The 12,911-nt window shown below is 70.7% G+C and carries 11 protein-coding genes; 7 read left to right on the forward strand and 4 right to left on the reverse strand.

From position 1 onward, the window contains the following. The 5 genes from G6N60_RS06105 (at nt 1) to G6N60_RS06125 (ending at nt 5,632) form a co-directional block, all read left to right on the forward strand. Nucleotides 1-1,878, forward strand: coding sequence for a diol dehydratase reactivase subunit alpha (locus G6N60_RS06105; protein ID WP_163733939.1), 1,878 nt, complete (start codon nt 1-3; stop codon nt 1,876-1,878). Continuing rightward, on the forward strand, nt 1,871-2,230 hold the full coding sequence (locus G6N60_RS06110) for a glycerol dehydratase reactivase beta/small subunit family protein (RefSeq protein WP_163733942.1): 360 nt from the start codon (nt 1,871-1,873) through the stop codon (nt 2,228-2,230). The genes G6N60_RS06105 and G6N60_RS06110 overlap by 8 nt, the downstream gene beginning before the upstream one ends. A 215-nt stretch (nt 2,231-2,445) precedes the next feature. Further along, on the forward strand, nt 2,446-3,747 hold the full coding sequence (locus G6N60_RS06115; RefSeq protein ID WP_163733945.1) for a helix-turn-helix domain-containing protein: 1,302 nt from the start codon (nt 2,446-2,448) through the stop codon (nt 3,745-3,747). 53 nt (nt 3,748-3,800) lie between these two features. Continuing rightward, nucleotides 3,801-4,103 carry an ESX-1 secretion-associated protein gene (locus tag G6N60_RS06120; protein ID WP_163733949.1) on the forward strand — a complete coding sequence of 101 codons (303 nt, stop codon included), beginning with the start codon at nt 3,801-3,803 and terminating at the stop codon, nt 4,101-4,103. A gap of 2 nt (nt 4,104-4,105) precedes the next feature. After that, nucleotides 4,106-5,632 (forward strand): hypothetical protein, encoded by a 1,527-nt coding sequence (locus tag G6N60_RS06125; protein WP_163733952.1) that lies wholly within the window; start codon nt 4,106-4,108, stop codon nt 5,630-5,632. Between the two features lie 6 nt (nt 5,633-5,638). Here the strand turns inward: G6N60_RS06125 and G6N60_RS06130 are convergent, their stop codons facing one another. Both G6N60_RS06130 and G6N60_RS06135 read right to left on the reverse strand, forming a co-directional pair. Next, complete coding sequence (locus G6N60_RS06130) at nt 5,639-6,514, reverse strand: LysR family transcriptional regulator (RefSeq protein ID WP_163733955.1); 876 nt, start codon at nt 6,512-6,514, stop codon at nt 5,639-5,641. A 95-nt stretch (nt 6,515-6,609) separates the two neighbouring features. Continuing rightward, nucleotides 6,610-8,841, reverse strand: coding sequence for an HNH endonuclease signature motif containing protein (locus tag G6N60_RS06135; RefSeq protein ID WP_163733959.1), 2,232 nt, complete (start codon nt 8,839-8,841; stop codon nt 6,610-6,612). A gap of 138 nt (nt 8,842-8,979) precedes the next feature. Here G6N60_RS06135 and G6N60_RS06140 point away from each other — a divergent pair, with 138 nt between their 5' ends. Continuing rightward, nucleotides 8,980-9,696 (forward strand): SDR family oxidoreductase, encoded by a 717-nt coding sequence (locus tag G6N60_RS06140; protein WP_179969647.1) that lies wholly within the window; start codon nt 8,980-8,982, stop codon nt 9,694-9,696. Here the strand turns inward: G6N60_RS06140 and G6N60_RS06145 are convergent. Continuing rightward, nucleotides 9,693-10,733, reverse strand: coding sequence for an LLM class F420-dependent oxidoreductase (locus tag G6N60_RS06145; protein ID WP_163733962.1), 1,041 nt, complete (start codon nt 10,731-10,733; stop codon nt 9,693-9,695). The genes G6N60_RS06140 and G6N60_RS06145 overlap by 4 nt on opposite strands. Before the next feature lie 124 nt (nt 10,734-10,857). On the opposite strand from G6N60_RS06145, the gene G6N60_RS06150 reads away from it, so the two are divergent. Further along, nucleotides 10,858-12,042, forward strand: coding sequence for an MFS transporter (locus G6N60_RS06150; RefSeq protein ID WP_163733966.1), 1,185 nt, complete (start codon nt 10,858-10,860; stop codon nt 12,040-12,042). Here the strand turns inward: G6N60_RS06150 and G6N60_RS06155 are convergent. Continuing rightward, nucleotides 12,032-12,877 (reverse strand): dienelactone hydrolase family protein, encoded by an 846-nt coding sequence (locus G6N60_RS06155; protein WP_163733969.1) that lies wholly within the window; start codon nt 12,875-12,877, stop codon nt 12,032-12,034. The genes G6N60_RS06150 and G6N60_RS06155 overlap by 11 nt on opposite strands. Nucleotides 12,878-12,911 lie beyond the last annotated feature (34 nt).

Below are 12,911 nucleotides of genomic sequence, written 5' to 3' on the forward strand. Positions count from 1 at the left end.
ATGGGGCGGACCGTCGTGGGGGTCGACATCGGAAACTCCACCACGGAGGCGAGTCTCGCGACGATCGACGCCGACGGCGCGGTCGCCTACGTGGGTGCGGCCCTGACCGCGACGACGGGCATCAAGGGCACCGTCAAGAACGTCGAGGGCGTGACCAAGGCCGTGACGCGGGCGCTCGACGGCGCCGGTGTCCGGCTGGCGGAGCTGGACCTCATCCTGCTGAACGAGGCGACGCCGGTCATCAGCGGGCTGGCGATGGAGACGATCACCGAGACGATCATCACCGAGTCCACGATGATCGGGCACGATCCGCGCACCCCCGGCGGGCGGGGACTCGGCGTCGGGACCATCGTCGGCTTCGACGAGCTGCCCGACGTGGCCGCCGACGAACCGGTGATCGTGTTGGTGCCCAAGGGCATTGACTTCGACGTCACGGCCGCCACCATCAACGCCGCCGTCGACCGCGGGCTCGACGTGACCGGCGCGATCCTCTACGACGACGACGCGGTGCTGGTGGCCAATCGGCTCGTCCGCAGGATCCCCATCGTCGACGAGGTGTCGCGCATCGATCTGGTGCCGGTCGGAATGGTCGCCGCCGTCGAGGTGGCCGCGCCAGGGCAGTCGATCCGCACGCTGTCCAACGCCTATGGTCTGGCGACGATCTTCGGCCTCGATCCCGACCAGACCAGGGTGGTCTCGCCGGTGGCGCGCGCCCTCGTCGGCAACCGGTCCGCGGTGGTGGTGCGCACGCCGTCGGGTGACGTCGAGGATCGCACGATCCCGGCCGGCTCCCTCGACCTGATCGGGCCGAGGAAGCGTGCCTCGGTCGACGTGTCACGCGGTGCGGTGGACATCATGGCGGAGGTGCAGCGCGTCGGCCCGCTGGAGGACGTCGTCGGCGAGGCGGGCACCAACACCGGGGGCATGATCGCCACCGTGCGCCAGAGCATGGCCGACCTGTCCCAGCACGCCCTGGCCGACGTCCGCATCTCCGATCTGCTCGCCGTCGACACGCTGGTGCCACAGGAGGTCCGTGGCGGCGTGGCCGGTGAGGTCGCCCTCGAGAACGCGGTGGCTCTCGCAGCCATGGTGCGTACCAAGGAAAGTGGGATGCAGGCCGTCGCCGACGCCGTGGCGGTCGCGTTGCGCGCGAAGGGCGCCGACCGCGTCGAGGTCGTGGTCGGTGGGGTCGAGGCGGAGATGGCGGTGCTCGGCGCCCTCACCACGCCGGGCACCGACCAGCCGCTCGTCGTGCTCGACCTCGGAGGCGGATCCACCGACGCGGCGGCGATCGGCGTCGACGGCCACATCGACGCCACCCACCTCGCCGGGGCCGGGGATCTGGTGACCAAGCTGATCGACGCGGAGTTGGGGCTGAGCAACCTCGAGCTGGCCGAGGAGATCAAGCGGTGCCCACTTGCCAAGGCGGAGAGCTTCTTTCACGTCCGGCTGGAGAATGGCACCGTGCAGTTCTTCGAGACGCCGCTGTCCGCAACGGCATTCGCCCGCGTCGTCACGCTGAGCGAGAGCGGGATGAACCCCATCCCGACGCGGCACTCCCTGGAGCGGATCAGAGACGTCCGCAGGACGGCCAAGGAGCGGGTCTTCGTGGTGAATGCCCTGCGCGCGCTGCGCAGCGTCGCGCCGGGTGGCGATCTGCGCCAGCTCGGCTTCGTCGTGCTGCTCGGTGGGTGCGCACTCGACTTCGAGATCCCCGAGCTGATCGCCGACGCCGTCGCGTCCTACGGAATCGTCTGCGGCACGGGCAATGTCCGTGGCACCGAGGGCCCGCGCAACGCGGTGGCCTCGGGACTGGTCGCCTCCTACGCCGCCACGGCCGACCGGACGCCGACCGTCGAAGCCGGCGCCCATGCGTGAGGGCGGTCAGCCGGACAAGCCCGCCATCCTGGTGCTCAGCTGTGCAGACGGGCCGGTCGAACGGGCGGTGCTGGCGGGCATCGAGGAGGAGGGGGTGCCCGCCGTCGTCGAGCGGCCCCGGCGGCCCGTCGCGGCGCCCGAGCTCGCCGTCGCGGCGGCGGGGCGGTCGTCGCTGAGCGTTGGGGTCGGCATCGATGCCGACGGCGGGGTGTGCGTGCAGCACGACAAGCTGCCCGCGCCGCTGCCCGAGCTCGTCTCGACGGGCCCCGCGGATGCGGCCGTCGCCCGCGTCCTGGGCCACGACGCCGCCCGCATCGTGGTGGGCATCCCGTTGCTTGGTCTGCCGCGTTGAGCGCCTCCAAAGTGGTTGGTGGACAACGTGTTCGACGTTCCGGTGCGCGTGATGCGGGACGGGTCGCCGACGAGCCGTCGCGCTCATATGAGCGCCACGTAGGCGTTTCGAGTGGGACGGGCGACGTCGGCGGACCGGAGGACTACGCTGTCTCGCAGTGGTCCGGCACGGAGGCCGGTGCCGCGGAGTCTGCCGTTCGAGGAGCGTGATTCCCGATGGGTGTGCCGAAGGCGCTCGGTGATCGCGCGTCGCTGCGGGCGCCCTCGACGGCGCTGCGGGCGGTCCACGAACTGTTCGTCGCCGGTCGCGTCGACCCGTCCTATCTGGACACCACCCCGATCCGGCCGGTGGTGGCCGAGAGTTGGCGGCGCAGCCTGGCCAAGGGCGTCGACCCCGACGGCGAGGGCGCGTCGTCGTCGTCGGTGACCCTGCGGTTGGCCAGGATGCGAGACGCCCATCCGCTGGCGTCGGCGCTGCCGGTGATTCGCAAGCTCCTGGTGGACGACGCCGCTGATTCCGGTGTCGTCGTCGCCGTGACGTCGGCCGACGGGACGTTGCTCTGGGTCGAGGGGGACCCCGAGGCGTGTCGCAAGGCCGAGTCGATGAACTTCGTGCCCGGTGCCGACTGGAGCGAGCGCCACGTCGGCACCAACGCGCCGGGCACCGCGCTGGCCCTGGATCGCGAGCTGCAGATCAGGAGCTCCGAACACTTCGCCCGGGTCGCCCAGCCGTGGAACTGCACCGCCGCGCCCGTGCACGACCCCGCCACGGGCGTGCTGCTCGGCGCCATCGACCTCACCGGCGGGCCCGAGGTGGCCTCCGGGCAGGCGCTCGCGCTGGTGCGCGCCACCGCCGTCGCCGTCGAGAACCATCTGGCCCTGCTGCGGCTGACCGAGCCCCGAGCGCACGCACGCGCCGAGACCAGCGCCCACCTGCGCGTGCTCGGCGCTCATCGGCCGCGGTGGCAGTTCACCGATGAGAGCGGCGAGCGCCGGATCACGGCACTGACGCCCCGCCACGCCGACATCCTGGTGCTGCTGACCCAGCACCCCGAGGGGCTCAGCGCCGATCACCTCGCGATGATGCTCGACGACAAGGACCTCGACGTCGTCACCGTCCGCGCCGAGATGTCGCGGCTGCGACGGGTCATCGAACCCGTGGTGGTCGGTTCGCGTCCCTACCGGTTGCTGCACCCGGTCGACAGCGACGTCAGCGAGGTGTTCGCGGCCATGCGGGCGGGCGACGTCGGCTCGGCGCTGAGCGCGTACACCGGTGCCCTGCTGCCGCAGTCGATGTCACCGGCGATCGCCCGCTTGCGCACCGAGCTCGGCACCAGTCTGCGCACCGCCGTCATCGCCTCTGGGGATCTGGGGCTGCTGAGTCGGTGGCTGGAGCTGCCGGAGGGGCGCGACGACCGGGCCGGCTGGCGACTGCTGCACGACGGGGCGGGCGCCGGGTCGATCGGTCAGGCGCAGGCCCGCGGTCATCTGGCCGGGCTCGATCTGGATCTCGCCTGACCCGATCGCCCCGCTGCGGAACCGGACGGGTGCCCGCCGCGTCGTAACCCGGCATGGGACACAGTGAATCGGTTCGGGCCGACGTAGGGGAGCTGCTCGATGCGGCCCGCCGGTGGGACGCGTTGGCCGAGCTCGTCGACGGGGTGGTGCGCCACCTGGACCGGCTGGCGTTCGACGGCGCGGTCGCCGGCGCCGCACACGCGGCCCGCGGGGATGCCGTGCGCCGGGCCGTCGACGACGTCGCCGATCAGGTGCTCGAGTGGGCGAGGGCGCTGCGAGAGGTGGGGGCCGCGCTCGCCGCGTCTGGTCGCCGCTACGCCGAGGCCGATGCCGTCGCCGCGGCCCGGCTGAGCTGACGGTGGCCGAGCAGTTCGACGTCACGGCGCGGCTCGCCGAGGGGCGGCCCACCGTGGACGACGTCGAGGAGTACGTGGCGGCGTGCCGTTCGCTCGGCTATCAGCACCGCGACCTGACCGCGCATCCCACCCAGGTCCGCGACTGGTATGACGGCGACGACGGGATGGACCTGCGCGTCCTCGACGCCGACCACCGCGCCTTGTCCGCCGCCGCGCTCGCCGCCGAGGAAGCGGCCAGCCGCCAGGCCGATCTGGCCGCACAGCTGACCGCGGGGTGGGCCGGCCGGGGTGGTGCTGCGGCGGACGAATTCCTTTCCCGCAGTTGCCAAGCGGCGCAGTCCGTCAGCGCGGCGGTGCGCAGGGCCGCCGATGCCGCGGCCGCGCTGCCGGACGCGCTGTGGCACGCGGTCGACGAGAAGGTGGCCGCCACCGAAGCCGTCGCGGGCAGCCAGGCGCCGCACCGCGTCGAGTGGCTGGCCGCGGCCAGGACCGTGACGCGCAGCGGAGCCGACCTCGATGCCGCCAGCGAGCTGGTTCGGCAACGGGTCATGCCGTTCGTCGACGCCGACGTCGCGTCGGACTGGGTGGGTGCGATGCGTGCCGCGATGACGTCGATCGACGCCGCCTACGATGCGGCCTGTGCGGCGATGGCCAGTCTGCCGCGGGCCGTGTTCGAGGTGCCGGGTGACCTGGGGCCGGAGCCGCCGTGTGGAGGTGCTTTGCGCGATGATCCGGTCGCGAGAGTATTTGTGGCGCAGACGATTCCGGCCGCTTTCAGTCCTGGGGGCGCGGGGGTGGCTCCTTCGGCGGCCCCGGGGTGGGCTCCCGCGGCTTCGGGGGTGGGCCCGGCGTCGGCTGGTTGGACTCCCGCGGCTTCGGGGGTGGGCCCGGCGTCGGCTGGGTGGGCTCCCGCGGCCGGTACGACGCCGGCAGCGGCATGGGCGCCTGATCCCTCGTGGTCGGGCCCGCCCCCGGCTGCGGCGCCCCCGCCCCCGCCCGCCCCGGTCACCCAGCCCGCGCCCCCCATGGGTGACCTCGGGGTGGGGACGCAGGGCTCTGGCGTGTCGGGGTTGGGTCAGCAGCTGGCCGACCTGCTCAGCGGGCTGGTGGGATCGGCGGGAGGCGCGTCATCAAACGATGACGCGCTCGACGGCAACCCCGCGAACGACCCAGCCGCGGACGACGACCCGGATGAGAAGGACCAGGAAGATGCCGACGGGGAGGACGAGCCTGAGGACGATCCTGACGGGCCGGATCACGACTCCGACGCGCCAGCCCCCGAGGAGAAGGATCCCGTCGACGATGGCTGCGCCGCAGGCGAGCAACCCGCTGGGGCCCCACCCGCTCAGGCCCCAGCCGCTGCGGCCCCACCCACTGAAGCCCCACCCACTGAAGCCCCACCCGTCACAGCCCCACCCGAGCCTCCACCACCCGCCGCGCCACCACCGGAGCCCGCGCCCCCAGCCCCCGCCGCGGAGCAGACGCCGTGCGAGAAGGCCGCCGACGCCGTACCTCAGGTGGGGGAGTAGCCGCGGTCAGACCGTATGCTCGCGGGCCGTTAGCGCGGCGGTGACGAAGGCGTCGCGCACGGGATCGACGGTGGTGGCATTCCAAATCAGCGTCACCCGGGCGGGTGGGATGTCGTCGACCGGCACGACGCTCACGTCGGGTCGGCGGTAGAACGCGGTCGCCGAGCGCGGCACGATCGCGAACCCCTCGCCGGCGGCGACGCGCTCGAGCTTGTCCTCCATGGTGAATGCGCTGCGTGGTGTGGCGCGCCGCTGTTGCGGCGTCGCGATCGCGTACCACTCGGGCACTGTGCCGGAATCCTGCAGCGGCCGGTGCGATGCGAGGTCGCTGAGACTTACCGTGGGTCGGCCAGCCAGTGGATCGTCGACGGGCAGCAGGACATCCCGAGGTTCCTCGAGGAGTGCTGCGGTGCCGAGGCCGCGGTGATCGAGCGGCTCGCGGGCGTAGACCACGTCGAGTCGGCCGCTGAGGACCGACTCGATCTGCTCGGACCAGCCGATGGGCACCACTTCCGCGCGGTGCGTGGGATGCGCCGCTTCGAAGGCGCGGGCGGCCGCGGTCGCCAGCAGTCCCGGCATCACGCCGATCCGTATCGACTGGAGCGGGGCGGCGGCTCGAGAGAGGCGCTCGCGCAACGCCTTCGACTCCGACAGCAGGAAGCGGGCGTCCAGCAGCAGTTGACTGCCCGCTTGTGTCAACGTGGTGCCCTTGGTGTTGCGGTTCAGCAGGCGCACACCGAGTTCGTCCTCAAAGGACCGGATCTGTCGTGACAGCACGGGCTGGGCGATGTGCAGGCGTTGCGCGGCGCGCCCAAAGTTCAGTTCCTCGGCGACGGCGACGAAGTAGCGCAGTTTGCGCATGTCGAGGTCGGTGCTCGTCATACCCCAAGGGTATCGGGCCGCACTCGGGCGTGGTCGCCGACGGCGGGGACGCTTATGCCACCGCCGACTGGTCCTCCCGCGTCGTGCTACTTCCACTAGAACGGTGGAGGGTCTGAGTCATGCTGTGCCGCTTGATATTTGGCGCTGGGAGTGGTGGGGTGGTCGGTCTCGAGGGCTCGTCGGTTGGCTTGGCGTTCGGTGAGGGCGCGCTGGCGTCGGTCGTGTCTGCGGGTGGCGCGTCGGGTGGGCATCTTGAGTTCGTTGGCGGGCTGTGGTGGTGGCGGGTGGGCGGTGATGGGTGCGGTGGGTGCGCATAGGTGGGGGTAGTCGGTGTGGCTGCCGGGTTGGGTGGTGTGGGTGCGTCCGTCGGGGGTGGTCCAGATGACGGTGCCGTCGGGGAGTTGTCGGTCGTGCCAGCCGTTGTAGAAGGTTTTGAGTAGATGGTGTTCACGGCAGAGGCACTTGAGGTTGGAGGCAGCCGTCGGCCCGTAGGGGTAGGGGATGGTGTGGTCGATGTCGGCGGTGCTGGCCGGTTTGGTGCAGCCGGGGTAGCGGCACGTTTGATCGCGGCAGCGGATGAAGTCGGCGAGTGTGGGTGAGGGGCGGTAGTGCGGTTCGGGGGGCGCTTGGCCGGGGTGCACGATGACCGAGATCGTGGCGCCGGTGGCGGCGCGGCGGGCGATCGCTCCGGGGAGCACGGTGCCACTGAGGACGCCACCACTGAGGAGGGTGGCGGTGGGCAGGGCGCTGAGGCGTTGGGGGTGGGGTCGGGGGTGGAACAGTTCGGCCCAGGTGAGTTGGGTGAGGGGTTTGTCGTAGAGCGGGGGTGGGGTGCCGTCGAGGCCGGCGCATTCCTGTTCGGGGGTGATGAACGGGATGGGGGCGCGTGGGGCGAGGTCGGGGTCGGTGGTGGGGTTGGGGTTTGTGAGTTCGGTTGCGGCGGGGGCGTTGTTGGTTTCCGCGGTGGTGTCGTTGGCTGCGTCGGTGGCTGCGTCCCCGTCGAGGTCGACATCCGCAGTGTCGTCCACGGTGGTGTCGGTGGCGACGTCGTCCACCGTGGTGTCGGTGGCAACGTCGTCCGTATCGGTGACGCCGTCGGTGGCGGTGAGCTCGGCGACGGAGTCATCGTCGCCCGCGTTGGTGGGGGCGTCGGAACGGGGGTGCGTGTTGGTTGCGGCGGGTTCGGTCTCTTCCGCCGGCTTGGGTTCGGTTGACGCCGAATCGGTGTCGGCGTCGACCGTGGCGTCGGTGTCGTCGTCCTGACCGGTGGACGCGTCGGCACTCGCCTCGGCGCGGGGGTCGGCGGTTGTGGGCTCGGTCTCCATCGCCCAATTCGGCTCTGCGAACGCATCGTCGGTGTCGACGTCGACCGCGGCGTCCTCGGGCTCGACGTCAGCCTGGGGCACGTCGTCGGTCTCGTCCTCGCGTTCGGGCTCGACCTCGGAGTCCGCCAAAACATCACCGCGGGCCCCGTCAACCGGGGGCACCACCGGCGGCAAATCAGAGAACCCGTTGCCGGTGATGGTGTCGGGGTGGGCGATGAGGTGGATGACGACCCCGGTCGACGGTGGACGCAGGAACGCTTCGCAGTCGGGGCGTTCGCACAGACACGCCAGGCGGTCCTGGCCGTAGGACAACGCCCCGATGGCTTCGGAGCGTAGTTGGTCCTTGGTGCGCGGGTCCTGCGGGCAGACGGTGTCGGCCAGGGCGTCCAGACGCGTGGTGAAGGCGGCGCCGTCGGTGGCGAACAGGCTGGCATAGAGCTGAGCGATGCCGGTCTCGTCGTCGATGGTGACGTCCACCCGGCGGCCCTGCGCGCGCGTCTGGGTGCGGTGCACCGCGGCGGGGTCCAGGCGCCAGATCTCGGCGTCGACGGCCTTCTGCGCCCGGTAGAGCGAGGTGGGGTAGTCGGTGCTGGTGAACCGTTCGCTCAGGGCGATGTCGAGGGCCTCCCAGACGGCGGGGTCGATGACCGCCGAGGCGCGGGTGGTGATCAGCCGCACGATGGGGTAGCTGAGGCGTCCGTCGGTGAACAGGGCTTCCAGGCGGGGGAAGCGTTCGCGCAGGGCCAGGGCGACGAGCAGGGTGGCTGACACCGAGCGGGTGGTGAGGCGTTGGGCGGCGCCGATGTGGGCGCACACCGCACTCCAGTTGTCGATGCACCATTGGTCGCGATCAACCGATCCGTCGGCGGACATGGCGGCCTCGAGCATGGTCCGCATGGCGTGCAGGCGGTGTGCGCAGGCGGCGTTCTCCACCCGGGTCCACAGTTCGACGGCGACCGGTCCCTGCGCGCACAGCGCCGTGGTCACCAGAGTGTCGAACACGTGTTCGATTCTATGGCCCGCCGCGCACCCCAGGTCGCACCAAATTCCGACCTGTGGATGGATCGCCATCCCGAAGGTATTGCCACGCGACGCGAAGGGTCTTGGACATGCGAGCCCTCCGCGGTGGACCGTGAAGGAATGAGCCTTCACAACACCCGCGTCCTCGTCATCGGCGGCACCTCTGGCATCGGTCTCGGGGTGGCCCGCGCCGTCGCCGACCGTGGCGCCACGCCCATCGTCGCGTCGCGCCGGCAGAGCAGTGTCGATCGGGCGCTGGCCGAGCTGCCCGGCGGAGCCGTCGGCGAAATCGCCGACCCCACTGACCCGTTGGCTCTCGACCGGCTCGCCGACGCCGTCGGCGACGTCGATCACCTGGTGTACACGGCGGGCGAATCACTGGAGTTGGGGCGGCTGGCCGATCTGACGCCCGAGGCGATCAACGGTTTCCTGCAGACCCGATTCGTCGGCGCCCTCAGTGCCGTGCGGGTATTCGGTCCGCGGCTGCGGGCGGGCGGCTCGGTGACACTCACCAGCGGCACCGCGGCGTGGACGCCGGGTTTCGGGGCCCTGCCCGTCAGCCTGTGCGGCGCGATGAACGCGCTCACCACCGCGCTGGCCCACGAGCTCGCCCCCATCCGCGTCAATGCCGTTGCGCCCGGGCTCATTCGGACGCCGCTGTGGGACGACATGGCCGAGGCGGACCGGCAGGCTCTGTACGAGCAAGAGGCGCAACGTGTTCCGCTCGGGCGGATCGGCGAGGTGGACGACGTGGTGCGGGCCTACCTCTACTGCATGGAGCAGACGTTCAGCACGGGCACGGTCATCACGGTGGAGGGTGGCATCCTGCTCGTCTAGTGCGCGAGGGAGACCAGCTCTTCGCAGAACCTCACTGCTTCGCGGTCGTCACCGGAGAGGGGATGCACGAGCAGCGTCGTGACACCGGACTCGGCGAAGGCAGCTAGCCGCTCCTCGACGAAACCCCTTGGCCCGACCAGCGATACGTTGCGGACCAGCTCGTCGGGCACGGCGGCGATCGCCTCTTCCTTCTTGCCCGCGAGGTACAGGTCCTGGATGTGGTCGGCGACGTCGCCGTAGCCGTACCGGGTGGCCAGGCTGTGGTAGAAGTTCTTGCCGCGTGCGCCCATGCCGCCGATGTACAGCGCCAGTTGCGGTTTCGCCCACGCCAGCCGGTCTTCCACGTCGTCGCCGATGGCGAGGCTGGCCGAGACCATGACGTCGAGCGGGCCGAGGGTGGGGTCCCGCTTCTCGGCGCCCGCGCGGAGTGCGTCACCCCAGACGTCGTCGGCCTTCTCGGGGTAGTAGAACACCGGCTGCCAGCCCTCAGCGATCTCGGCCGTCAACTGGACGTTCTGCGGCCCCAGTGCGGCGATGGTGATCGGAATGCGTTCGCGCACAGGGTGATTGATCAACTTGAGCGGCTTGCCGAGCCCGGTGCCCCGCTCTGCGGGCAACGGCACCTGGTAGTACTTGCCGTCGTGCTGGACCTTCTCGCGGCGCCACACCTGGCGGCAGATGTCGACCACTTCACGGGTGCGGCCCAGCGGCCCGTCGAAGGCGACGCCGTGGAAGCCCTCCACGACCTGTGGTCCAGACGTCCCGATGCCGAGCCGAAAACGGCCGTCGGACACGTAGTCGACGCCGGCTGCCGTCATTGCCAGCAGTGACGGCGTTCGGGTGTAGATCGGCACGACGCCGGAGCCGAGTTCGATGGTGGAGGTCTTGGCCGCGAGGTACCCCAGTTGGCTGATCGCGTCGTAGGAGTAGGCCTCGGCGACCAGGGCGATGTCGACGCCGCACTTCTCGAGTTCGACGACCTGGTCGGCTGCCTCCCGGAAGCCGCTGGCATAGCTCAGGAAGATTCCGGTGCGCATGCTCCGGTTATATCACGGCCAACTGGTTGGTTGGGGAGGCGGGTAATCATGATCGGCAGACGTTGCACGATGATGGAGCCGTGTCCGTGAGAGAACACGTCGTCCGAGGGGTACCGGCTAACAGGTGACTGGCATCAAGTGGTCCCGCACCGCCGTATTCCTCGTCTTCGTGGTCTTCGGGCTGTGCATCTCGACATGGGCGGTGCACATTCCGTCGGTTCAACAGCGCATTGGTGTGTCAGCGGGGACGCTCGGAACACTGCTGCTCCTGCACGGGGCGGGGGCGCTGATCGGAATGCAGGTCAGCGGACCGCTGATCAGCCGTTGGGGGAGTGCGCGGATATCGCTCATCGGCGCCGCGGCCATGTGCACGACGGTGACGTTCCCGCTCGTCGCGCCGTCGGCGCCGCTGGTGGCCGGCGGACTGCTGCTCTTCGGCAGTGCGTGTGGCGTCACCGACGTGGCCATGAATGCGCGGGCGGTCACCGTCGAGCAGGAGGTGGGAAGGCCGATCATGTCTGCCTTCCATGCAGTGTTCTCGGTGGGGAGTGTGATCGGCTCGTTGATCGGTGCCGCCATGCTGGCCACCAACTGGACCATGTGGGCCACGGCCGCCGCAATCGGCTGCGGGTGCTTGCTACTCACGGCGATCACCGCGCCGAACCTGCTGTCCGTACCCGCCGAGGCGATGACCGAGAACAAGACCACGGACGAGGCGGGTCCGGTCGATCGCCGGCGCAAGCGACGTCACTTGGTGTTGCTTGGTGCGCTCGCGTTCCTCCTGCTGCTCGCCGAGGGTTGCGCGATGGACTGGAGCAGCCTTCACGCCCAGACCCATCTGGGGGTGCCAAAGGCGCTCGGCGCGTTGGTGTTCGGCGCCTTCGTGACGGCGATGACGGTGGGACGGTTCACCGCCGACTGGGTCAGCGCGAGGAAGGGGCCCGTCTGGGTGGTGCGGTGGGGAGGACTGCTGTCGGCGATCGGCCTGGGCATCGTCGTGGCATCACCGCTGCTGCCCGTGACGATGTTCGGTTGGCTCGTCGTCGGACTCGGGCTGTCCGGCGGTCTGCCACAGGTGTTTTCGGCGGCGGGCAACGTGAGGGGCGCGTCGGGGACCGAATTCTCGAGAGTGGTCGGCGCCGGTTACGTGGCGCTGCTCGCGGGTCCGGCGATCATCGGCTGGCTGTCGGAGTTGATCACGTTGAATCTGGCGCTGCTCCTGCCCATGGCCGCCGCATGTCTGGCGGCGCTGGGTGCGGGTGCGGTCCGTGGCGAGGACGTCGACACCGCGGCACCCCTCAGAGCTTGAGCAACGCGACGACCTTGTTCTCCAGCGCGACGGGGTCGTCGGAGTACGGGTCGAGGACGGCGGCCTTCGGCAGCGCGACGTCGGGGTCGGCGAAGTCGCGGTAGTCGCCGTCTCCCGCCAGGGTGTGCAGCAGATAGCCGGTGAGCAACGCGCGCACCGTCTTCTGGGTGTTCTTGTCGGCGCCGGGCAGCTTGAATGCGCGCGCGACGCGACGGCCCTCGACGATGCCCCCCGCGGTCGCCTTCTTCACGGTGCGCACCGTCGCGGGGCGCCAGGCGCGCGCCAGCTCGACGGCGTTGGACCGCAGCGACATGGGGTCCCCGGGATCGGCGAGGATCAGGCCGGGCACCCGCAGCGCGGCTGCGGGCTGTTCGGCGCGCGGCGTGGTCACCGACGGGAACAGCACCGCGGCGGCCTTGAGCTTGTCGGTCATGCCCGCTGCGGCGAACACGGCGGCCGAACCGCCGAATCCGTGCCCAGCAACCCCCAGCTTGGTCGGGTGCACGCTGATCTGGCCGGGGCCCAGGCGCACACCCGAGACGATGTCCAGCGTCGTCCCCAGGTCGTAGGCGAGGTTGAGCACCGACGGGGCGAAACCCGTCTCGGTGCTCGGCGCGGCGGCCACGATGCCCCACGACGCCAGGTGTTCCAGCGTGCCCGCGTACCGTTCGGCGCCGACGAGCCAGTCGTGTCCGAACGCCACGCCGGGCAGGTTGAACCCCGACGCGGGGGTGTAGACGACGCCCGGCATACCGGCGAAGGCCAGGTCACCGCGGAGAACGCGGTGCGGACCCCGACGGGTCAACGCAGCGAAGAGCTTCTTCGTCTTGGCCACCCGATGACCGTAGCTCACGCGGGTTTTTCGCGGT

The sequence above is a fragment of the Mycolicibacterium madagascariense genome, assembly GCF_010729665.1.
GTDB classification, from domain to species: Bacteria; Actinomycetota; Actinomycetes; order Mycobacteriales; family Mycobacteriaceae; genus Mycobacterium; species Mycobacterium madagascariense.

Excerpts from the sequence above, each read along its gene's own strand:
- G6N60_RS06130 (WP_163733955.1), bottom strand. The coding sequence starts at position 6,514 with ATGACGAGCACCGACCTCGACATGCGCAAACTGCGCTACTTCGTCGCC.
- G6N60_RS06115 (WP_163733945.1), top strand. The coding sequence starts at position 2,446 with ATGGGTGTGCCGAAGGCGCTCGGTGATCGCGCGTCGCTGCGGGCGCCC.
- G6N60_RS06145 (WP_163733962.1), bottom strand. The coding sequence starts at position 10,733 with ATGCGCACCGGAATCTTCCTGAGCTATGCCAGCGGCTTCCGGGAGGCA.
- G6N60_RS06110 (WP_163733942.1), top strand. The coding sequence starts at position 1,871 with ATGCGTGAGGGCGGTCAGCCGGACAAGCCCGCCATCCTGGTGCTCAGC.
- G6N60_RS06120 (WP_163733949.1), top strand. The coding sequence starts at position 3,801 with ATGGGACACAGTGAATCGGTTCGGGCCGACGTAGGGGAGCTGCTCGAT.
- G6N60_RS06105 (WP_163733939.1), top strand. The coding sequence starts at position 1 with ATGGGGCGGACCGTCGTGGGGGTCGACATCGGAAACTCCACCACGGAG.
- G6N60_RS06140 (WP_179969647.1), top strand. The coding sequence starts at position 8,980 with ATGAGCCTTCACAACACCCGCGTCCTCGTCATCGGCGGCACCTCTGGC.